The organism is Mesorhizobium sp. M0052 (assembly GCF_040323255.1).
Classification (GTDB): domain Bacteria; phylum Pseudomonadota; class Alphaproteobacteria; order Rhizobiales; family Rhizobiaceae; genus Mesorhizobium.
This window is the reverse complement of sequence record NZ_JAMYUS010000002.1, coordinates 357617-379099: the sequence shown is the minus strand read 5'-3', so window position 1 is coordinate 379099 and position 21483 is coordinate 357617. Positions and strand designations below refer to the sequence as shown.

The window sequence follows — 21483 nt, the reverse complement described above, 5'->3', positions numbered from 1 at the left end:
GCTTCGTGTGCCCATGAGAGGCACAGGCTCCAAGGAGGAAAAGGAGAAAATCCCATGAAGGAATTCCATTGCGGCTCGCTGGTTCCCGGCTGTGAGTGGCACACGCGTGCCGGTGAGGAAGCCGAGGTCATGCGCCGCGCCGTCGACCATATGCGCGAGACACATGGCGAAACGGTCATTCGCGAGACGATGATCGAGGCGATCCGCTCGCGCATCGAGAAAGTTCGCGACGCGGCCTGAGCAGTCCTATCTGGCCTTCAAGGCTTCCGCGGCGCGCTCCAGCAGCGCGTCGCGATCGAGCGCAAAGCCGGACCCGATCCATTCCTTTTCCAGGTTTTTCAGGATCGCACCGAGTATTGGCCCCGGCGACGCGCCAAGCGCCGTCAGATCGCCGCCCTTGACTGGGAACACCGGTTTTTCCCATTTCAGCGCAAAAGCGAGCAGGCGCGAAAACCCGCCGGCCTGAACCAGGGCGTCATTGTCCTCAAGAGCCCGCGCTCGCGCCGACGCCAGCGACAGCCGCAGGCGATCGAGAAAACCCTGGCGCTCGCCGGAATAGAGTTTCTTGGCCAGTTCCGCTTCGCTTGTCTTGGGCTCGACGGCAGCCGTCAGCGCCCAGTGGCGCAGGCGCTCCGCCTCAGTGGTCGAAAGTTTCAGCCGCTCGGCCAGTGTCTTCATCCTCTCCGCATCGGGCGGCACGATCGCCTCCAGCCTGAGCAGCGGGTCCGGCGCCCAGCCCAGATCCTTTTCTGTCTTGATCAGCCCATGAATGGCATCGATGCCCCATTTCTCGCTTTCCGGCAGGGCGCTGGTGAGCCCGCCGGCCTGGCGCATCCACAGCAAGGCGCGCGACGGATCTGGGGCCGATAACAACTTCTTCAGCTCGGACCAGATGCGTTCGGCCGAGAGATGGGCGAGACCGTCCTTGAGCCGGGCGCAGGCCTTCAATCCCTCGGCATCGGGCCGACCCTCGCCGTACCAGGCGAAAAAGCGGAAGAAACGCAGGATGCGCAGATAGTCTTCGCGGATCCGCTGCTCGGCATCGCCAATGAAGCGCAGCCTTCGTGCCTCGATATCGCCGACGCCGCCGACCAGGTCGACGACCGTCCCGTCAGCCTCCGCATAGAGCGCGTTGATGGTGAAATCGCGCCGTTCGGCGTCGGCCTTCCAGTCGCGGCCGAACGACACTTTGGCGCGGCGGCCATCGGTCTCGATGTCGGCGCGCAGCGTGGTGACCTCATAGGGCGCGCCGCCGGCAATCACCGTGATCGTGCCGTGCTCGATGCCGGTCGGCACCGCCTTGAAGCCCGCCGCCTCGGCGCGGCGAACGGTTTCCTCGGGCAGGCAAGTGGTAGCAACGTCGATATCGGCGACCGGCTGCCCAATCAGTGCATTGCGCACCGCGCCGCCCGCGATGCGGGCTTCCTCGCCGCCTTGCGCCAGCACGGCAAGCAGCCGCTGCAGATGCTTTTCACCCAGCCAGTCGGCTCTGCCCGCCAGCGATATCGGATCACTCAAGCATAGAGCCTTTCATAGAGCGTGCGGATGATGCCGGCGGTGACGCCCCAGATGCGCTGGCCGCCATAGGGCATATCGTAGAAGAACCATTCCAGGTCGTTCCACATGCGGCTGTCCCTGGTGTGGTTGGCCGGATCCATCAGGAACGAAAGCGGTACTTCGAAGGCGGCGTCGACCTCGTCGGAATTGAGCGACAGCGTAAAACCGGGCTCGACGATCGCCAGCACCGGCGCGATGCGATAGCCGCTGCCGGCGACATAATCGGGCATGCGGCCGATGATCTCGATGCGGTCATGGCCGAGGCCGATCTCCTCGAAGGTCTCGCGCAAGGCCGCTGCTTCCGGGGTCGCATCGGTGGGATCAATGGTGCCGCCAGGAAAAGCCACCTGCCCGGAATGGCTGCGCAGTTTTTCCGCCCGCTTGGTCAAAAGCACGGTCGCATCGCGTCCATGATCGACGACCGGGATCAGCACCGCGGCGTCGCGCAGCGCTTTGAGCTGCGTCAACCGTGGATGGCCGGGGTTGAAGCGATGATCGCCATAATCGTCGCCGGCATGGGCTTCAGCTGGCGCCGCGACCCGCGCGCGAAAATCCGCTGTGGAAAACGGCGGCGGCCTCACCTGATCCATCATGCGCTCAGCCGCTTCAGTTTTTCCGCCGGCATGATCGGATAGATTTCGCCTTTCGAGCGCACGGCAAACATCGTCTTGCCGCCGATATCGATCTCCTCGCCATGCTCGACCAGTTCGTACATCACCGGCCGCGCCACCAGCGCTTCCAGCCGCCCGCGCACCAGCACATAGGGTTTTAGGCCGCCGGTCTCGTTCTCGTCGACGAAGCGCAGCGGATGGCCAGGTCCGGCCTCGACGACATCGCCGACATTGGTGCGGAAAGTGATGGTCTGCTCGGCGCCGGCGCCGGAAACATCCATTTCAACCGCGATGAAAGGCGCGTCCACGACGCGGATGCCGACCCGTTCGACCGGCGTCACCAGATAGGTCCTGCCATCCTCGTCCTTGCGCAGCACGCTGGAAAACAGCTGCACCAGCGGCATGCGGCCGATCGGCGTGCCGAGATAGAACCACGTTCCGTCTTGTTTGATCTCCATGTCTAGATCGCCGCAAAAGTCGGGATTCCAGCGCTCCACCGGCGCCGCGCCCTTGCCGGCGCGAGCCGCACGCGAGATCAACGCTTCGAGACCGCGCGCCTCGGTTGCGGCAGTAAGGCTGTGCTCGCGATGTTCGGAGCGTTCCGTCATGGTCACGAAATAGTCACTGTTGTTCCGCTTGTCAGCCTAAGTCTGTGATTTAAATTCATTCGTAGGCGCCAGGCGAAGCCGAATCGCGGCATTCTAAGGCACTACAGTGCAAGCCGGTACTTCCAGCACAAGGATCGATGCGGCATGAGCGTAATGGTCAAGGAAAGCCCAATCAGCGAAAAGGACATGATCGCCCAGGCCGAGACGGCGCTGGCCGATATTTCCAGGGTGCGCGACGGCGTCGGCCGCGTCATTTTCGGCCAGGAAGTGGTGGTCGAGCGCACGCTGGTGGCGCTGCTTGCCGGCGGCCATGCGCTGCTGGTCGGCGTGCCCGGCCTTGCCAAGACCAAGCTGGTCGAAACGCTCGGTGTCGTGCTCGGCCTCGATTCGCGCCGCATCCAGTTCACACCCGACCTGATGCCGTCGGACATTCTCGGCTCAGAGGTGATGGAACAGGACGAGGCCGGCAAGCGCTCCTTCCGCTTCATCTCCGGCCCGATCTTCGCGCAATTGCTGATGGCCGACGAGATCAACCGCGCCTCGCCGCGCACCCAGTCGGCGCTGCTGCAGGCGATGCAGGAATATCACGTCACCATCGCCGGCATTCGCCACGACCTGCCCGCGCCCTTCCATGTACTGGCGACGCAAAACCCGCTGGAGCAGGAAGGCACCTATCCCCTGCCCGAAGCGCAGCTCGACCGCTTCCTGATGCAGGTCGACATCCTTTATCCCGAAATCGAGGCCGAGCGGCGCATTCTGCTGGAGACCACCGGCATCGAGGACGCCAAGGCGCAAAACGTGCTGCAGCCGGCGCGGCTGAAGGAAATCCAGACGCTGATCCGCCGTATGCCGGTGCCCGAAAGCGTCGTCGACGCCATCCTCAAACTGGTGCGTTCGGCGCGTCCCGGCCAGGGCAATGCCGAGACCGACAAGCATGTCGCCTGGGGTCCCGGCCCGCGCGCCAGCCAGGCGCTGACGCTGTGCGCCCGTGCGCGCGCGCTTTATGACGGGCGGCTGGCGCCGTCGGTGGACGACATCCGCGCGCTGGCCGAACCGGTGCTGCAGCACCGCATGGCGCTGACCTTTGCCGCCCGCGCCGAGGGCACGACCGTGCGCGACGTGGTAGCGAAACTGGCCAAAGGAATCTGATGGCGCGTATCGGCGAAGTCCAGGCACCGGCAGCGACGCGCGACGCGCTCGCCAGGGGACGGTTGCGGGCTTCGCTGGTGCCGGACCTGCTGGTCGAGGCACGCCGTATCGTCAATACGGTAATTGCCGGCTGGCATGGCCGCCGCAAGCGCGGCATCGGCGAGAATTTCTGGCAGTTCCGCCCCTATGTCGAAGGCGATTCCTCGCGCATCGACTGGCGCCGTTCGGCCCGGGACGACCACACCTATGTGCGCGACCGCGAATGGGAAGCAGCCCACACGGTGTGGCTTTGGGCCGACCCATCGCCCTCCATGCTCTACAAATCGACTGGCGCCAGCGTTTCCAAGGAATCGCGCGCGCTGGTGCTGGCACTGGCCATGGCCGAATTGCTATCTCGCAGCGGCGAGCGCATCGCCTGGCCCGGCCTGACCGATCCGTTCACCGCCCGCAACGGCGCCGAGCGCATCGCGGCGCAATTGATGCACGCCGCCGACCCGCCGGCAAAGCCTGACCTGTCCGCCATCCGCCGCTTCTGCGACATCGTCGTCGTCAGCGATTTCCTCGACCCGGTCGAGGAGACCATGGAATGGCTCGATGTGCTGGCGCGGCATGGCGTGCGTGCGCATCTGATCGAGGTTGCCGATCCGGCGGAGGAGACCTTTCCCTATGCCGGCCGCACCGAATTCACCGATCCCGAGACCGGCGACAAGCTGACCGCCGGCCGCGCCGAAATGCTCGGCGACGAATATCGCCTGCTCTACACCGCCCGCCGCCAGGAGCTGGCCAGCTGGTGCAAGCGCCTCGGCTGGAGCTATACCGTCAATCACACCGACCGCCTCGCTTCCGAGGCGCTGGTGCGCATCCACATGGCGATGACCGCCGATGGCGCATTCGTGGGAAGGGCCGGCGCATGAGCTGGCTGCCGCTCTCCTTTGGCGCTCCCATGGTGTTGTGGGGCCTGCTGGCGCTGCCGGTGATCTGGTGGCTGCTCAGGCTCACACCGCCCAAGCCGCAGTCCGAAATGTTTCCGCCGCTGAAGATCCTCGCTCGCGTGCTGAAGCGCGAGGAAACGCCGCAGCAGAGCCCGTGGTGGCTGACGCTGCTGCGGCTGTTGATGGCAGCCCTTGTCGTCGCGGCATTAGCCGAACCCGTTTTCAATCCGCGCGAAAAATTGCCGGCCGAGGGCGCCGCCCTGGCGCTCGTCATCGACAATGACTGGGCGAGTGCCGCCGACTGGGGCAAGCGCGTCGCCACCGCCCAGCGGCTGATCGCCGATGCCGGTTCGAACGGCGTACCGGTCGTCATCGCCTTCACCGCCGAAAAGCCGAACGCCGAGATCGGCCCCTTCGATGCGGCGGCTGCTCTCGACCGGCTGCGCGCCGCCAAGCCGAGGCCGATCCCGACCGACCGACCCGCTGTCTATGCCCGCGTCGCCGGCGTGCTGGAAACCTTGCCCGGCGCCAGCGTTGCCGTTCTCGCCGACGGCCTTGCGGCAAAGGGCGACGAGGCCGCCTTCAACACACTGCTGTCGAAAAACGCCGCCCGTGTCGTCTGGGCCGATTCCGGCCGGCTGGCGCTGACTGGGCTCACTGGCGCCGAAAATCAGGTCGACGGCTTCGCCCTGACCGCCATCCGCGCGCCCGGCGATCCGGCCCCGGCACAAGTCACCGCCGGCGCCTTCGACGATAAGGGCCGCCGCATCGCCGACGCGACGCTGACCTTCGCGCCGGGTGAGACTACCGCCACCGGCACGATGGCGGTGCCGTTCGAACTGCGCAACGACTTCGCCTCGATCGCGCTCGACGGTGAACGCCAGGCAGGTGCGGTGCGCGTGCTCGACGAAAGCTCCAAGCGCCGCCGCGTCGGACTTTTATCGCAGGCCGAGGCCGACCAGGCGCAGCCGCTCCTGTCGCCGCTCTATTACATCAGGCGCGCGCTGCAGCCTTTCGCCGATCTGGTCGAACCGTCGAGCGTCGATCTCGCCGACGCCATCCCGCAGCTTCTCGACCAGAAGCCGGCGATGATCGTCATGGCCGATATCGGTACCATTCCCCCGCAGGTCCATCAGCGGCTGGTCGACTGGGTCGACAATGGCGGCACGCTGGTGCGCTTTGCCGGTTCGCGGCTGGCCGCCGCCGGCAATGACGATGATCTGTTGCCGGTCAGGCTGCGCACCGGCGAGCGCTCGCTTGGCGGCGCGCTGTCATGGACGACGCCGCAAGCGGTGACCGAATTCCCGAAGAACGGCCCGTTCGCCGACCTCGCACCGCCGGCCGAGGTCACGGTGAGCCGGCAGGTGTTGGCCGAACCGACGCCGGACATCGTCGAACGCACCTGGGCAACCCTTGCCGATGGCACCCCGCTGGTGACCGGGTTGAAGAAGGGCAAGGGCACGCTGGTTCTGTTCCACATCACCCCGGAAGCGACATGGTCGACGCTGCCGATCTCCGGCAGCTTCGTCGAGATGCTGCGGCGCATTGTGCAGCTGTCGCGCAACCAGGGTGCGGCGGTCGCCAACGCTGAAGCCGCTGCTACGTCGCTGGCGCCTTATCGCATGATAGCCGCCGACGGCACTTTGGTGCCGCCGACGCCGGACGCACGACCGCTGGTCCCCGGCGCCGGCTCGCTGCCGGTGACGTTCGAGAACCCGCCCGGCCTCTATGGCTCGGAAACCGGCGTTTTCGCCCACAATCTGCTCGACCCGGCCACCGCCTTCGCGCCGCTGGTGCGCCCGCAATTCACAGTGCCGGTGACCAATATCCAGTACGCTTTCGATGAATCGCGCGACCTCAAGGGATCGCTGGTCACAGCGGCACTTGTGCTTATGCTGCTCGACACGCTGGCGGTGTTCTGGATGGGCGGGCTGATCTCGCGCCGGCCGCGCCGCGCCCGCTCGGCCGCGGCAACGACGGCTGCGCTGCTGCTTGGCCTCGGCATGCTGTTTGGCCATGCCGACCTCGCCCGCGCCGACGATGCCAAGCCCGGCGATGCCGCGGCTATCGAGGATATTGCCAAGACCCGCATCGCCTATGTGCTGACCGGTGTGCCCGGTGACGATTCGATCAGCCGCGCCGGGCTCGAAGGCCTGACCCGCTTCCTGATCGAGAAGACGGCGCTCGAGCCGGGCGCGCCGGCGGGCGTCGATATCTCGAAGGACGAGCTTTCCTTCTATCCGCTGATCTACTGGCCGATCGCTCCTTCCGCGCCGATGCCGAGCCAAGCCGCGATCGCCCGCATCGACGCCTATATGCAGCAGGGCGGCACGGTGCTGTTCGACACGCGCGACCAGTTCGCCAACGGCATCGGTGCGGATTCGGCGAGCCCGGCGACGGAACGGTTGCGCGACATTCTCGGCAATCTCAACGTGCCGCCGCTGGAGCCGGTGCCCGCCGACCATGTGCTGACCAAATCCTTCTTCATCCTGCCCGAATTTCCCGGCCGTTTCTCCGGCAGCCCGCTCTGGGTGGAAGCCTCGCTCGAGGCCAGCAATGCCGAGAATCGGCCGGTGCGCGTCGGCGACGGCGTCTCGCCGATCCTGATCACCGCCAATGATTTTGCCGGCGCCTGGGCCGTCGACGAGAATGGTGACCCGCTTTTGCCGACCGTGCCGTCGGATCCGATGCAGCGCATCTATGCGCTGCGCGCCGGCGTCAACATCATGATGTACATGCTGACCGGCAACTACAAATCCGACCAGGTGCACGTGCCGATCCTGCTCGAACGGCTGGGGCAGTAGGATGGCGGTATTGGCTAATTTTCGTCTCGATCCTGTCTGGCGCCGGCAGCGCAGCCTCACCCTCCCCCTTTTGGGGAGGGTCGGCTCGCTGCCGCAGCGAAGTGAAGACAGTGAGCCGGGGTGGGGGTGCAGCGCCAGCGCTCTGTCGCCTACCCCCACCCCGCTCCGCTACGCGGATCGACCCTCCCCACAAGGGGGAGGGTAAACGATGAACTGGTCGATTTCCTTCGAACCGCTGCTGTCCTGGCCCTTGCTGGCTTTGGTGCTCGCACCGCTGCTGGTGCTGGCGGCTGTCGGCTTGTGGTTTCGCCAGCGCGGCGCGATCTTCCGCTTCGCGGCGCTGATTGCGCTGGGCGCAGCACTCCTCAATCCGGTCTTCCTCGATGAGGAGCGCGAGGCGCTGAAGAGCGTCGTTGCCGTCATCGTCGACCGCAGCCAGAGCCAGGATATCGGCGACCGGACCAAACAGACCGACGAAGCGCTTGCCGGTTTGCAGCAGCGCCTTGGCCGCTTCAAGCAGTTCGACGTCCGCGTCGTCGAGGCCGGCAAGTCGGAAGCCGCCGACGAGCGCACCGAGACCAAGCTTTTTGCAGCGCTTGAAGGCGCCTTCCGCGACGTGCCGCCCTCGCGCATCGGTGGCGCCATCATGATCACCGATGGCGAGGTGCATGACGCACCGGCCGCCCCCGACTTCAATGCGCCGCTGCACGCGCTGATCACCGGCAACGAGCACGAGAAGGACCGCCGCATCCGCTTCGAGAACGCGCCGCGCTTCGGCCTCGTCGGCAAGCCGCTCGACATGACCTACCGCGTCATCGCCACCGACGGCGAAACCGGCCCGGTCGATGTCCGCGTCTCGGTCAATGGCGAGCAGGTCGCGGTCGAAGAGGCGACCATCGGCCAGGCGATGCCGCTGCAGGTGACCATCCCTGGCGCCGGCCGCAACATCGTCGAACTCTCCATTGACCGCGAGCCGGGCGAACTGACCGACGCCAACAACCGCGCCATCGCGCTGATCGACGGCATCCGCGAGAACTTGCGCGTGCTTTTGGTTTCCGGCGAACCGCATGCCGGCGAGCGCACCTGGCGCAATCTGCTGAAATCCGACGCCTCGGTCGATCTCGTCCATTTCACCATTCTGCGGCCGCCGGAAAAGCAGGACGGCACGCCGATCAACGAACTGTCGCTGATCGCCTTCCCGACCCGCGAGTTGTTCGTCGAGAAGATCAAGGATTTCGATCTCATCATATTCGACCGCTACCAGCACCGCGACGTGCTGCCGATCCTCTATTACGACTACATCTCCGAATACGTCGAAAAGGGCGGCGCGCTGCTGATCGCCGCCGGGCCAGAATATGCCGGCGACGCCTCGATTGCCCGCACCCCGCTAATGTCGTCGCTGCCGGCAATGCCGACCGGCGAAGTCATCGACAAGGCCTTCTATCCGCGCCTCACCGATCTCGGCCAGCGCCATCCGGTGACGCGCGGCCTCGACGGCTCGGCGACCGAGCCGCCGCGCTGGAGCCGCTGGTTCCGCACCATCGGCGTGCAGAACCCCGAAGGCGAAGTAGTGATGAAGGGCGCCGACAACCGCCCGCTGCTTCTGCTCGACCACAAGGGCGAAGGCCGCGTCGGCATGCTTCTGTCCGATCAGGGCTGGCTATGGGCGCGCGGCTTCGAGGGTGGCGGGCCGCATGTCCAGCTTTACCGCCGCATCGCCCACTGGCTGATGAAGGAACCTGAACTCGAGGAAGAGCGGCTGACCGCCGACGGCCGCGGCATGATGCTGGAAATCCGCCGCCAGACGATGAGCGACGATCCCGGCCCGGCGCAGGTGATCACCCCTTCGGGCAAGGCGCTGATCGTCAAGCTGGAGAAGTCCGAACCCGGCGTTTTCCTGGGCAGCATCGAGACCAAGGAGATCGGCCTCTACCAGATCGGCAATGGTGACCTGACCGCACTCGCCCATGTCGGCCCGGTCAACGCTCCGGAATTCTCCGACGTCGTCTCTACCGAGGACCGCTTGAAGGCTCCGACTGAGGCCACCGGCGGCAGCGTGCGCCGGCTGGCGGCCTCCTCCACCCTTGGCCAGCTCACCGGCAGCGTCGCCCTGCCCTCCATCGTCCCGGTCCGTGCCTCCGGTGCGGCCTCGGGCGCAGACTGGATCGGCCTGCGCAGCACCGACGACAGCGTGCTCAAAGCCGTCTCGCGCGTACCCCTGTTCGGCGGCTTCCTCGGCCTTTGCCTGCTGCTGCTGGCCATGGGCGCGATGTGGTACAGAGAGGGAAGGTAAGGATCCCTTCTCCGTCACTATACGGGGAGAAAGACGCTCAACCTACTCCTCCGGCTCCGTCGTAAACAGCAGCGGGTACCCCTTGGCCTTGGCCGCGTCGACGGCCCGTGTCGCCTTGGTCTCGGCGACATCCCTGGTGAAGACGGCAACGACGCAAACGCCGAGCCGGTGCGCGGTGATCATCACCCGGTTAGCCTGGTCTTCGCTGAGCTTGAACTCGCCCTTCAGCACCGTCACCACGAATTCGCGCGGCGTAAAATCGTCATTGATGAGGATGACCTTGTAGAGCTTCGGCCGCTCGGTCCGCGGCTTCGTCTTGGTGCGGGGTTTGGAACTGATTTCAGGCATCGGGAACCGGTATCGCGCGAGGGGTCGCTCTCACTTTGTCATGGGGGAAAGCCGTCGTCCATTTTGATCGGCGCGCCAAACCGGCTTCCCGGAAGTGCTGCCGTTCACAAATTTAGGAACTGTACGCTGCGGTTCAACGGCTCTGGCGATCGGCGACGCGACGAGCCTGGAATTGCCGTGCGCTGGATGCCGCATCCGGCCTTGATCCGGCCGCCTTGTATTCGACCCAGGCGACCGCGAGCCAGCCGAAGAAGCAGGCCAGCGCCGCGCCGGTGATCACGGTAAGCAGCAGGCTTTGCCATGGTGTGATGTATTGCCAGCTGCTGGAGATTGCCGGTGCAAACAGCGACGGCTCCGTGCGCCCGCTCACCGGATCGGGCACCGGGCTGGCGGTGAACTGGATCAGCACCCTGACCATTGCCGAGGCCACAAGGCCGCCGATGGCCATCGAGCGCAGAATGGATGAAAGCCGCTTCTTCATGCGGGCTATCCTACCGGACCGGCATTGCAAACGGGTTAAAGTCCTGGGTGGCCGGCACCCATCAACGGGTAATCATGCACTCACACGACAAGGCCGCTCCAGCCGGGGGGGGGTGCTGGAGCGGCCTTGTTACAGACAAGCCTGTTGGCTGTCTGGATCAGGCCTTCGGGGCGTCCGTCTTGACGACCTTCTTCGCCTTCTTGTGCTTCTTGACGGGCTTCTTGGCGACGACCTTCTTCACCGGGGGCTTGGCGGTCGTGGTCGCCGGAGCGGTGGTCGTGGAAGCAGCCGGAGCAGCGGTCGTGGTGGCAGCGGCATTGCCCAGAGCCGGCATTGCGAAAGCGAGAGCGACGGCGAGACCGGTGGCGGAGAGGATGGACTTTTTCATGGCTTCATTTCCTTCTTTGTGCGGGTCGAGTTTCGAGTGTCACTGAACCGGGTCGATCGGTGTCACTCCAAGCAGCTTCAAAGCGTTCGCGAGCATCCGGATACCCTGTGCCTGTTTCTTGTTGGCGCAGAACCGGTTTCCCTTTCTTTGCAGTGCTTTCGCCGCGGTGACCTGCGTTGCCGCGGCATGGGTTTCAAGGGCTTCGTCTACCTGGCGATTGAGATCGATGCAGCGCTCGCTCCTTGTGATCGGCGTCACCTTTGCGGTTGTGGCTCCGACCGCGGCTGTGACGAGCGGAATGCTGAGCAGCGCACCCATCAAGCTGATCGTGAACCTGTGCATTGGTGATGTCCGTTACTCCGGAGACTTCGCGTCGCAGCCGATGTCCTGACCGCCACGGCACCCTTTATGCCCTTGATTTTTTTCGGGAGTTTTTCCGGACTATAGAATTTTGTTTCTGAATTGTTTCTGGCAAATCGGCTTTGCGGGCGATCATCGCCGCTGGCCAACATGTGGCCAGAATTCTATCGTGTGGGTGACGCCACAGAAGCAGACTCAGAAGGCAGCCGCCGACCGGCCGCCAGCAATGACAGGATCGCCGTGAAATCCGATGCGCACATACTGATCGTCGACGACGACAAGGGCATTCGCGACCTGCTTCAGGAATTCTTCCAGAAGCGCGGCCTGCGCACCACGGTTGCCGCCGACGGCGTCGAGATGGAAGACATACTGCGCCGCACGCAGGTAGACCTGATCGTGCTTGATGTGATGCTGCCAGGAAAGAGCGGGCTGGAGCTCTGCCGCGACCTGCGCGCCAGCTACTCGACGCCGATCATCATGCTGACGGCGGTGACCGAGACCACCGACCGCGTCGTCGGCCTGGAGATGGGCGCCGACGACTATGTGCCCAAACCCTTCGATCCGCGCGAGCTGCTGGCCCGCATCCGCGCCGTTTTGAGGCGCAATGGTGCTGCTGAGCCGAAGCGCGCCACCACCAAGCAAATCTACCATTTCGCCGGCTGGACGATGGACTGCTCGCGCCGGCGGCTGATGGCGCCGGGCGATGTCAGGGTCGAGCTGACGATGGCGGAGTTCAACCTGTTGCAGACCTTCGTCAAAAGCGCGCAGCGCGTGCTCACCCGCGACCAGCTCATCGAGCTTTCCGGCGGTGACAGCGACTATTCCTTCGATCGCAGTATCGACATCCTGGTCAGCCGTCTCAGGCGCAAGATGGAAGACGACCCCAAGACGCCGAAACTGATCCTGACTGTGCGCAGCGGCGGCTACCAGTTCCTGCCCGAGACCACCTCCGAATGAGACGTTTCCTGCCGCAAACCCTGCCGGTCTGGGTTTTGCTCATCGTCATTGCCGGCCTGCTGATCAGCCAGGTCGCCACGCTCTACATCGTCTCGCGCGATCGTGCCGTCGCCAATGACGAGGTCGATCTCTACCGGCTTAACGACCGCGCCTATTCGCTGGTGCAGCTGATGCATGACGCCACGCCGGAGCAGCGCAAGCTGACGGCCTCCGGTCTGTTCAACGCCACCTATGCGCTCACCGTTTCGGACACGCCCGCGGTCACCTCGTCGATCGCCGGCGACGACGAACTGGCCGAGCTCGAGGACATTCTGGTCGGGCGGCTGTCGAAATTCGGCATCACCGACGCCCGCGTCCGGCGCGATCCGGCAACCCAGGCAGCCAACGCGCCTGGCGGTGTGGCCGTGACCAAGGATGTTGGCGCGGTGGAGCGCGACCTGTTATCGCTGGCGGCCAGCTTCGCCCAAAGCGACAAGCTGACGGCCTCTGTCCGCTTCGCCGACGGCCAATGGCTGAATTTCACCGAGCCCAACACGCCGGTCGGACCGATATTGAGCTTCGACAGCCTGCCGCTCTATTCGCTGATCGCGGCCCTGGTGGTGATCATGTCGATCTGGTCGCTGCGCCGGCTGACGGCGCCCTATCGGATGATGGAAACCGCGGTCAACCGGATCGGCACGGATCTGAAGAGCCCGCCGATCGCCGAGACCGGCAGCCGCGAAATCCGCGCCGCGGCCAAAGCCGTCAACGCCATGCAGGTCCGGCTGCGCGACTATGTCGAGGACCGCGAACATCTGGCCGCCGCGCTCGCCCACGATCTGCGCACGCCGCTGACCCGCATGCGGCTGCGCCTCGAACTGTTGCGCAGATCGACCGCGCGCGAGGCGCTGGCCCACGACCTCGCCGACATCGAGAGCATCGCCAGCTCCGTCATCGACTTCGCCACCTTCGAAGTCACCGAGGAGAAGAGCGAGCGGATCGATTTCTGGTCGCTGGTGGAATCGATCGCCGACAGTTTCGAGGACGTCACGTTCGACCATGACGGCGCCAGGCCGCGTGGCATGATCTGCATCGCGCGACCGGTGGCGCTGAAGCGCTGCGTCAACAATCTGGTCCAGAATGCCGTGACCTACGGCAAGAAAGCCCATGTCAGCCTGCGGCAGTCGGACGGCACGGTCACGCTGGTCATCCGCGACGAGGGGCCGGGCATACCGCAGGCGCAGCTCGACCAGGTGTTCGGTTCCTTCGTGCGGCTGGAGCAATCGCGCAACCGCCAGACCGGCGGTCTCGGCCTCGGCCTGACCATTGCCCGCAACATTGCGCGTGCCGCCGGCGGCGATGTCAACCTGTCCAACCGTCCCTGCGGCGGCCTGCTGACGGAGCTCAGCCTGCCGCTGGCGGCATGAGGCAGCAGACTAGCGTCTCGATGGGCACCGGGGGTGGATCAGCCAACCCAACCTTGCAATAGTGCAGCCGCTCGAACAGGAGGAGATCGCCGCATGTTTTACGCCATCCTGGCCTATCACGTCGAACAGACCATCCAGTCCCTGACGCCGCAGCAGGATGCGGCGCTGATGCACGACCTGCTCGAAGTCAACGCCAGGCTGACCCGCGAAGGCAAGCTCGGGCCGGCGGCAAGACTGGGCGCGACCGCCGACGCCGTGACGCTGCGCGGTCCGGGCGAAGGCATCGTCATCGACGGGCCGTTTGCCGAGACCAAGGAACAATTGCTGGGTCTTTATGTCCTCGACTGCGCCACGCAGGAGGCGGCGATTGCAGCCGCGCGCGACTTGCGCCGCGTGAATCCCTCGGCAGTCTACGAAATCCGGCCGATCACATTTTACCTTCCCGGCCTGGCGTTCCCCGTGACGAAGGGCGATTTCCAGGAGGCCGCCAGCGGCTGAGAGCCGCTTGCTCTACCCCATGGCCGGTCAGGCAGAAGCGATCTCGTTGCCCAGGCGGACCGTTTCGGCGACGAGAAGGTCGAGATCCTCGCGCCGGGTCCGGTGGTTGTTGATCGCCACCCTGAGGCAATGCCGGCCTTGCACCGTGGTATCGGAAATGGCGGCGGTTCCGTCTTCCTGAAGCCTCAGCATGATCTCGGTGTTGAGCGCTTTCGCGCGCTCGCCATCGAGACCATCCGCGCGATAGCGGAAGCAGACGATGTTGATGCTGGTCGGCGCCGTCAGTTCGAGCGCTGGTTCGGCCGCGATCAGCCCTGAGAGATACTGCCCCTGCGCAATGTTCTGGTCGATCAGGCGGCCGAATTTTTCGACGCCGTGTTCTCGCAATGCCATCCACACTTTGAGTGCCTTGAAGCCGCGTGACGTCTGCAGGCCGTAATCGTGCAGCCATTGGCCGGAGGCGAGGCCGCGCGGTGTCGACTCCAGATATTCCGGCGTCACCGCGAAGGTCTTGCGATGCGCCGAGGCATCCCGCACCAGCGCGCAGCCTGCCTCGAAAGGCGCATGCAGCCATTTGTGCGGATCGAGCGCGATGGAATCGGCCCATTCGATGCCGGCGACGCGATGTGCATTCTCAGGCGCGATCGCGATCAGCGCGCCGATGCAGCCGTCGACATGGAACCAGAGGTCCTCCTCATGCGCCAGCTTGGCCAGCGCCTGCAGATCGTCGATGGCGCCGGTGTTGACAGTGCCGGCGTTGCCGATGATGCAGGCCGGCTTGAACCCGGCCGCGCGATCTTCCGATATCGCAGTCCTCAAACCTTCAATGTCGATGCGCAGGCCGGCGTCGCTGGCAATGCGGCGCAGCGCCTTGTTGCCGAGACCGAGCGCTTCCATCCCCTTGCGGTGACAGGAATGGACCTGGTCCGAGCCATAGAAACGCAAAGGCTTTTCGATTGCTCCAACGCCGTGCTCGCGCACGCCGATGCCGGCCTTGGTGTTGCGCGCCACGGTGAGCCCGATGATGTTGGCCATCGAGCCGCCGCTGACCAGCGTGCCGCTGGCCGAAGCCGGCATGCCCATCATCTGCTTGCACCAGTCGACCACCTGGCCGTCCATCAGGGCGGCGGCATGGTTGCCGCCGCCGAGATTGGAGCCCTGGATTGCCGCCAGGAAATCGCCGATCGCGCCGGTAAAATTGCTCGACCCCATATACCAGGACCAGAAGCGCGGATGGATGTTGCCCATCGGATAGGGCATCACCTTGTCCACGACATCGCCATAGATGTCGGCAAGCGCGGTCGGCGATTGCGGCAGCGAGGCGGTGAAGAAATCCCTCACATCTCCAGGCATCTCCTGCCACACCGGCCGTTGCCTGACATCGCGCAGGTAAGCGACGGCATCGTCAACGATCCGATGCGACAGGCTTTGCACATCGGCCCAGTCCGAGGGGTCAAGCGTTTCCTCGGTACTGGTAGCCGAGTGTCCAGGCATCGCGTCCATGCAATTTGCTCCCGCGTCATCATGCCGGGAACTGGCAACCGGGCGTCGAGCGCGAGAGAGCAAGCTCTTCCGCATTCATCTCGGCCTCGATGCCGTCGAACAAAGGCGTGGTCATGTAGCGTTCACCGGTATCGGGAAGCATGCACAGGATCACCGATCCGGCCGGCGCTGTGCCGGCGATCTGGCGCGCCACGGCAAAAGCCGAACCGCCGGAAATGCCGGTGAAGATGCCTTCCTGCTGCGCCAGCGCCTTGGCCCATTTCATGCCCTCCGGCCCGGCGATCGGCATCACCTCGTCATAGAAGTTGCCATCGATGGCCTCCTGCAGGACGTGCGGGATGAAATCCGGCGTCCAGCCCTGGATCGGGTGCGGTTCGAAAGCCGGATGGCTGGCGGCCGGCGCTCCGCCGGCGCCACGCATCTGCCGCTTGCCGCTGCCGACAAGCTGCGCGTTGGCCGGTTCGGTGAGCACGATCCGGGTCTCAGGCCGCTCGCGGCGCAGCACCCGCGCCACGCCGACGACGGTGCCGCCGGTGCCGTAGCCGGTGACGAAATAGTCGAGCCGCGAGCCGGCGAAATCGTTGACGATCTCGCGTCCCGTGGTAGCTTCATGAATGTCGGCGTTGGCCTTGGTCTCGAACTGGCGGGCCAGGAACCAGCCATTCGCTTCGGCCAGTTCCACCGCCTTCTTGTACATGCCGAAGCCTTTCTCGGCGCGCGGCGTCAGCACCACCTTGGCGCCCAGCATCCGCATCAGCTTGCGGCGCTCGACCGAGAAACTGTCGGCCATCGTCACCACCAGCTTGTAGCCCTTCTGCGCACAGACCATGGCAAGACCGATGCCGGTGTTGCCGCTGGTCGCCTCGACAATGGTTTGTCCAGGCTTGAGCGCGCCGGTGCGTTCACCTTCCTCGATGATGTTGAGCGCCAGCCGGTCCTTCACCGACGCCGCCGGATTGAAGAACTCGGCCTTGACGTAGATGGTGGCGTGCGCCGGTCCGAGATTATTGACGCGGATGACCGGCGTGTCGCCGATGGTGTCGAGAATGCTGTCGAACAGGCGGCCGCGGCCGGCCGTGGTTCTGATTTTCTGCTGATGCAACATGGTAGACTCCTGGTTCTTGCTCACGGGCCGGTTACACACCGGCGGTTTGGGCGGCGAGATTTCGACACCTTGCCGCACTACAGGTCCTTGACGTGCGGCACTGTGGTAAACACCACATTCGGCGCACAAATTTTGCGAGCCGGGTGCACTTTGTCGTGCTCGGTGGTAAAGCAGGGGCCGGCAGGTCAGCGTGGGAGCAGGCGTGGTATCTGGCGTGGAATCGAGCCTGGCGAGCAGCCATCAAGGTGTTGTCGTGCGCCTGTTTGGGCCGCCGACGATTGCGCGCGACGGCGTCCCGGTGGTCTTGCCGGCATCGCGCAAGCTGCGCGCGCTGCTGGCCTATCTGGCGCTGGCGCCCCATCCGGTCGGACGTGGCAGGCTCTGCGAGTTGCTGTGGGATGTTCCAAATGATCCCAGGGGTGAGCTGCGCTGGTGCCTGAGCAAGCTGCGGGCCGCGCTCGACGAACCGGGCCGCTGCAGAATCGAAACATCGGGCGATACGATCGCGCTCGATCTCGACGGCATCTCAGTCGACGTGCTGGATGTCGCGGCGGCGGCTGCCGCAGGCATCGAAACGCTCGAGCCGATGCGACTGCAGTCGCTCTCCGGCCTGTTCGTCGGCGACTTCCTCGAAGGGCTGGAGATCGACCGCAGCCCTCTCTTCAACAGCTGGCTGACCGCGCAGCGCCGCCGTCTCGGTTCCTGCCACGCGGCTATACTGGAACATTTGGTCAAGACGCTGCCGGCCGATTCCGAAGCCGTCTCCGCCCATCTCGAAAAATGGCTGGAACTGACCCCGTTCGACAGCAGCGCCCATGTCGCACTCCTGGTGAGGCTGGCGCGGCGCGGCCAGTTCGGCGCCTGCGAAGACCATCTTGCCGCTGCGGCGCAGTTGTTCCAGTCGGAAGAGCTGGATTTCGGCCCGGTGCGCGAGGCATGGCTGTCCATCCGCAGCGAACGGCCCTGCGCGATTTTGCCGGCACAACCGGCAGCTCCGCCCGGGCCGAACCAGGCGTCAGTCATGCTTGCCGGTTTAGAAGCCGCGACGCCGCACAAGGCTTCGCTGGCCGTGATGCCATTTGCCGAAGACGCCGGTAGCGGCGCTCGTGGCGGGCTGGCCGATGGCTTGACCCACGACATCATTACCCGCCTCGCCAAGCTCAGGGACTTCTTTGTCATCGCCCGGGGCTCGGTCTTTGCCCTGGCGGAAAGGAACATCGCGCCGGAAGATGCCGGCCGAAGGCTGAATGTCGACTATGTCGCCACCGGCACGGTGCGCAGCGCGACGGGTCGCCTGATCGTCACTGTCGAGCTTGTCGAGGTTCGCACGGCCAGGATCGTCTGGGCCGAGACCTTCGAGCGCAAGGCCGAGGACATCTTCATTGTCCTCGACGATATCGGCAACAGCATCGTGGCCTCTATCTCATCCGAGATAGAGATGGTCGAGCGCAACCGCGCCATGCTGAAGGCGCCCAATTCGCTCAATGCCTGGGAGGCCTACCATCGAGGACTCTGGCATATGTATCGCTTCACCCGCAGCGAAAACGAGCAGGCCAGGCATTTCTTCGGCATCGCACTGCAGCAGGATCCGACCTTTACCCGCGCCTATGCCGGCCTGTCCTTCACCCATTGGCAGAGCGCCTTCCAGCGCTGGGGCGACCGCGACCAGGACAGCGCGCTTGCCTTTGAGGCGGCCGGCCAGAGCGTTTTGGTCGACGATCATAATCCCGCCGCGCACTGGGCGATGGGCCGGGCGCTGTGGCTGCGCGGCGAGGGTGATGCGTCCGTGCTAGAACTGCAAAGAGCCGTCGACCTCAGCCCGAACTTCGCGCTTGGCCACTATGCGCTGTCGTTCGTGCATTCGCAGTCGGGCGACCCGCAAGCGGCGATCGGGTCGTCGGATCATTCGCGCCATCTGTCGCCGTTCGACCCGATGCTGTTCGGCATGCTGGGCGCACGCGCCATGGCGCATGTCCGCCTCGGCCAGTTCGACGAAGCAGCCGATTGGGCACTGAAGGCGGCCGCCCGCCCCAACGCACATGTCATCATCCTGTCGATCGCCGCCCACTGCCTGGCGTTGGCTGGGCGGCTGGACGAGGCGAAAAACTTCGCCGCCGCCATCCGCAAGACGCTTCCGGATTACCGAGCCGACGACTTCATCGACACCTTCCGCTTCGACCGGGATGCCACAGCCCTGTTCAAGCTCGGGGCCACGCGCATCGGTCTGGCTTAGAGCATGATCCCAAAAAGTGGGTACCGGTTTTTGGAAAAGATCATGCTCCAACAAAGGGTTAGATCATGATGAGATTTCAACCAAATCTCATCATGATCTAGCGCCGCAACACCGCGCTCAGCACATCGCGTATCCCGATCGCGCCGACAAAGCGGGACTGGTCGTCGAACAGCGCCACCGGTGCCGTCTGCGAGCGGTGCATGGCCAGCATCACCGTCTTCAGCGACGTGCCGGGGTTGGCCCAGAACACTTGCGCCGTCTCCTCCGGCTGCGCCTCGACATCGGCGCATGAAACCCATACCGCCGGTTTGCCGTCGCGTTCCGCCGCCGCCACCAGCCCGTGCTCGTCGATCTTAAAGCGCGTCGTCTTGCGCCGGTCGAGCCACACCCAGCCATTATCGCCGTGCTCGAGGTCGCGGCTGTCGCGCATGACGTTCCAGGCGGTCAGCACCGACAACGGATTCACATTGGCGATGAAGTCGCGGACATAGTCATTGGCGGGCTTGAGCACGATGTCTTCCGGCGCCCCGGTCTGCACGATGCGACCGCCCTCCATGATGGTGATGTGGGTGCCGATCTTCAGCGCCTCTTCCAGATCATGGCTGACGAAGATGATGGTCTTCTTCAGCTCCGCCTGCAGCTGCAGCAATTCGTCCTGCAGCTTGGTGCGGATCAGCGGATCGAGCGCAGAGAACGGCTCGTCCATCAGCAGGATCGGCGCCTCGGTGGCGAAGGCACGGGCCAGGCCGACGCGCTGCTGCATGCCGCCGGACAGCTCATGCGCGTATTTCTTCGACCACTGGTCGAGATTGACCAGTTTCAGCTGGCGTTGCACGCGCTCCTTGCGCTCTTGCTCCGGCACGCCGGCGAGTTCGAGGCCGAGGCCGACATTCTCCTCCACCGTACGCCAAGGCAGCAGGCCGAACTGCTGGAACACCATCGCCACCTGCTTCTGGCGCAGCCGCCGCAGCGTCGCCTGATCGCAGGTCACGACATCGACGATATTGTCGCCGTCCTTGACCAGCACCTGGCCGCGCGACACCACGTTGAGCCGGTTGACCGCCCGCAGCAGCGTCGACTTGCCCGAGCCGGACAGGCCCATCAGCACCGAGATTTCGCCCTCATGCACGGTCAGGCTGGCGCCGGCGCAACCCAGCACATTGCCGGTCTTTTCGAGGATTTCGGCGCGCGTGGCGCCGCCGTCGATCAGCGCCAGCGAACCGGCCTGGTCGGACCCGAAGACGATATCGACATTTTTGAAATCGACGGCGACGGTCATTTCTTGCCTCCAACGCCGATACGCGTCATCCGGTCGAGCACGATGGCGAGTACGACAATCGCCAGGCCCGCCTCGAGCCCGAGATCGATGCGGCGCGAGCCGAGCGCGCGGTTGATTTCAGTGCCGAGGCCGCCGGCGCCGATCAGTGCTGCAAACACCACCATCGACAGCGACAGCATGATCGATTGCGTCAGCCCGGCCATGATGGTCGGCAAGGCCGAGGGCAGCTCGACCTTCCACAGCAGCTGCTGCTTGGTGGCGCCGAACGCCTCGCCGGCCTCGATGATCGACTTCGGCACCGAGACGACGCCGAGATGGGTGAGCCGGACCGCGGTCGGGATGACAAAGATGATGGTGACGATGAGGCCGGGCGCGTTGCCGAGACCGAACAGGGTCAGAACCGGGATCAGGTAGACGAAGGTCGGCAGCGTTTGCATCAGGTCGAGCACCGGCAGCATGATGCGGTAGACCTTCGGCTTGTGCGCGGCCCAGATGCCGAGCGGCACGCCGATGGCCATCGCCATGGCGGCGGCGGCCACGACCAGCACCAGCGTCTGCACCGTCTGCTTCCAGAGGTTCTGGTTGATGATGAAGATCAGGCCGAGAAAGACGCCTATGGCCAGCGGGCGCGAGCGCTGCAGCAGCCAGGCGATGATGGCGATGATCAGCGCCAGCAGCACCGGCGGCACCATCAAAAGGATGCCAACCAGCCCGTCGAGCAGGAAATTGAGGCCATTCGAGAAGGTCCTGAACACGGTGTCGAAATTGTCGGTGAGGAAACCGAAGAACGCCTTTCCCCAGGCGCCGATCGGTATCTTGTGATCGACCATGAATTTCGAAATCGGATCCATATCGCCCCTCTCATGCGAGAGACCGCCTGCTTCCGGCCTCCGCTCTCATTAGGTCATCTTCTCACAGGATATGAAAAAGGGCAGCCTTTTCTAGATTGGCTGCCCTTCCTGGTTCGGCTT

20 protein-coding genes are annotated in these 21483 nt (G+C 64.8%); 9 read left to right on the top strand and 11 right to left on the bottom strand.

The window, feature by feature from the left end:
* Positions 1 to 54 precede the first annotated feature (54 nt).
* The gene (locus NKJ77_RS04080) at positions 55 to 240 is read left to right on the top strand and encodes a DUF1059 domain-containing protein (protein WP_023670013.1); all 186 of its coding nucleotides are present in this window, start codon (positions 55 to 57) and stop codon (positions 238 to 240) included.
* Between the two features lie 6 nt (positions 241 to 246).
* On the opposite strand, the gene NKJ77_RS04075 is transcribed toward NKJ77_RS04080, so the two are convergent.
* The 3 genes from NKJ77_RS04075 to NKJ77_RS04065 are packed head-to-tail and all read right to left on the bottom strand — an operon-like array spanning position 247 to position 2776.
* Positions 247 to 1518, bottom strand: coding sequence for a CCA tRNA nucleotidyltransferase (locus tag NKJ77_RS04075; RefSeq protein WP_031237663.1), 1272 nt, complete (start codon positions 1516 to 1518; stop codon positions 247 to 249).
* Positions 1515 to 2147 carry a CoA pyrophosphatase gene (locus NKJ77_RS04070; RefSeq protein ID WP_352534339.1) on the bottom strand — a complete coding sequence of 211 codons (633 nt, stop codon included), beginning with the start codon at positions 2145 to 2147 and terminating at the stop codon, positions 1515 to 1517. The genes NKJ77_RS04075 and NKJ77_RS04070 overlap by 4 nt, the downstream gene beginning before the upstream one ends.
* Positions 2147 to 2776: a DUF1285 domain-containing protein gene (locus NKJ77_RS04065; protein ID WP_023686147.1), complete on the bottom strand. Its 630-nt coding sequence runs from the start codon at positions 2774 to 2776 to the stop codon at positions 2147 to 2149. The genes NKJ77_RS04070 and NKJ77_RS04065 overlap by 1 nt, the downstream gene beginning before the upstream one ends.
* 144 nt (positions 2777 to 2920) lie before the next feature.
* Here NKJ77_RS04065 and NKJ77_RS04060 point away from each other — a divergent pair, with 144 nt between their 5' ends.
* From NKJ77_RS04060 to NKJ77_RS04045, 4 genes are all read left to right on the top strand, one after another.
* A complete protein-coding gene (locus NKJ77_RS04060) occupies positions 2921 to 3925 on the top strand; it encodes an AAA family ATPase (protein WP_352534318.1) in 1005 nt (334 codons plus the stop codon).
* Complete coding sequence (locus NKJ77_RS04055) at positions 3925 to 4839, top strand: DUF58 domain-containing protein (RefSeq protein ID WP_023701554.1); 915 nt, start codon at positions 3925 to 3927, stop codon at positions 4837 to 4839. The genes NKJ77_RS04060 and NKJ77_RS04055 overlap by 1 nt, the downstream gene beginning before the upstream one ends.
* Entirely contained in the window at positions 4836 to 7661 is a 2826-nt protein-coding gene (locus NKJ77_RS04050; protein ID WP_352534315.1) for a DUF4159 domain-containing protein, read from the top strand. Before NKJ77_RS04055 ends, NKJ77_RS04050 begins: the two co-directional genes overlap by 4 nt.
* Before the next feature lie 208 nt (positions 7662 to 7869).
* Positions 7870 to 9954, top strand: a complete 2085-nt coding sequence (locus tag NKJ77_RS04045; protein ID WP_352510473.1) for a hypothetical protein — start codon at positions 7870 to 7872, stop codon at positions 9952 to 9954.
* Positions 9955 to 9996: 42 nt separating this feature from the next.
* Here the strand turns inward: NKJ77_RS04045 and clpS are convergent, their stop codons facing one another.
* From clpS to NKJ77_RS04025, 4 genes are all read right to left on the bottom strand, one after another.
* The gene (gene clpS, locus NKJ77_RS04040) at positions 9997 to 10302 is read right to left on the bottom strand and encodes an ATP-dependent Clp protease adapter ClpS (RefSeq protein WP_023670006.1); all 306 of its coding nucleotides are present in this window, start codon (positions 10300 to 10302) and stop codon (positions 9997 to 9999) included.
* Positions 10303 to 10435: 133 nt separating this feature from the next.
* A complete protein-coding gene (locus tag NKJ77_RS04035) occupies positions 10436 to 10783 on the bottom strand; it encodes a hypothetical protein (RefSeq protein WP_023670005.1) in 348 nt (115 codons plus the stop codon).
* Between the two features lie 157 nt (positions 10784 to 10940).
* Entirely contained in the window at positions 10941 to 11171 is a 231-nt protein-coding gene (locus tag NKJ77_RS04030; RefSeq protein ID WP_023670004.1) for a hypothetical protein, read from the bottom strand.
* 39 nt (positions 11172 to 11210) lie between these two features.
* A complete protein-coding gene (locus NKJ77_RS04025) occupies positions 11211 to 11513 on the bottom strand; it encodes a hypothetical protein (RefSeq protein ID WP_023683677.1) in 303 nt (100 codons plus the stop codon).
* Positions 11514 to 11771: 258 nt separating this feature from the next.
* Between NKJ77_RS04025 and NKJ77_RS04020 the strand changes: the two genes are divergently transcribed.
* From NKJ77_RS04020 to NKJ77_RS04010, 3 genes are all read left to right on the top strand, one after another.
* Positions 11772 to 12488: a response regulator gene (locus tag NKJ77_RS04020; RefSeq protein ID WP_023670002.1), complete on the top strand. Its 717-nt coding sequence runs from the start codon at positions 11772 to 11774 to the stop codon at positions 12486 to 12488.
* Positions 12485 to 13894: an ATP-binding protein gene (locus NKJ77_RS04015; RefSeq protein ID WP_352534313.1), complete on the top strand. Its 1410-nt coding sequence runs from the start codon at positions 12485 to 12487 to the stop codon at positions 13892 to 13894. The genes NKJ77_RS04020 and NKJ77_RS04015 overlap by 4 nt, the downstream gene beginning before the upstream one ends.
* Before the next feature lie 93 nt (positions 13895 to 13987).
* The gene (locus NKJ77_RS04010; protein WP_023686152.1) at positions 13988 to 14392 is read left to right on the top strand and encodes a YciI family protein; all 405 of its coding nucleotides are present in this window, start codon (positions 13988 to 13990) and stop codon (positions 14390 to 14392) included.
* A gap of 27 nt (positions 14393 to 14419) precedes the next feature.
* Here the strand turns inward: NKJ77_RS04010 and NKJ77_RS04005 are convergent, their stop codons facing one another.
* Both NKJ77_RS04005 and NKJ77_RS04000 read right to left on the bottom strand, forming a co-directional pair.
* Positions 14420 to 15895, bottom strand: a complete 1476-nt coding sequence (locus NKJ77_RS04005; RefSeq protein ID WP_023686153.1) for a pyridoxal phosphate-dependent decarboxylase family protein — start codon at positions 15893 to 15895, stop codon at positions 14420 to 14422.
* Between the two features lie 19 nt (positions 15896 to 15914).
* Positions 15915 to 17000: a PLP-dependent cysteine synthase family protein gene (locus tag NKJ77_RS04000; RefSeq protein WP_023831435.1), complete on the bottom strand. Its 1086-nt coding sequence runs from the start codon at positions 16998 to 17000 to the stop codon at positions 15915 to 15917.
* 202 nt (positions 17001 to 17202) lie between these two features.
* On the opposite strand from NKJ77_RS04000, the gene NKJ77_RS03995 reads away from it, so the two are divergent.
* Positions 17203 to 19233, top strand: a complete 2031-nt coding sequence (locus NKJ77_RS03995) for a transcriptional regulator (RefSeq protein WP_050589892.1) — start codon at positions 17203 to 17205, stop codon at positions 19231 to 19233.
* A gap of 97 nt (positions 19234 to 19330) precedes the next feature.
* On the opposite strand, the gene choV is transcribed toward NKJ77_RS03995, so the two are convergent.
* Both choV and choW read right to left on the bottom strand, forming a co-directional pair.
* On the bottom strand, positions 19331 to 20512 hold the full coding sequence (gene choV / locus NKJ77_RS03990; RefSeq protein ID WP_023669996.1) for a choline ABC transporter ATP-binding protein: 1182 nt from the start codon (positions 20510 to 20512) through the stop codon (positions 19331 to 19333).
* Complete coding sequence (gene choW, locus NKJ77_RS03985) at positions 20509 to 21363, bottom strand: choline ABC transporter permease subunit (RefSeq protein ID WP_352534310.1); 855 nt, start codon at positions 21361 to 21363, stop codon at positions 20509 to 20511. Before choW ends, choV begins: the two co-directional genes overlap by 4 nt.
* Positions 21364 to 21483 lie beyond the last annotated feature (120 nt).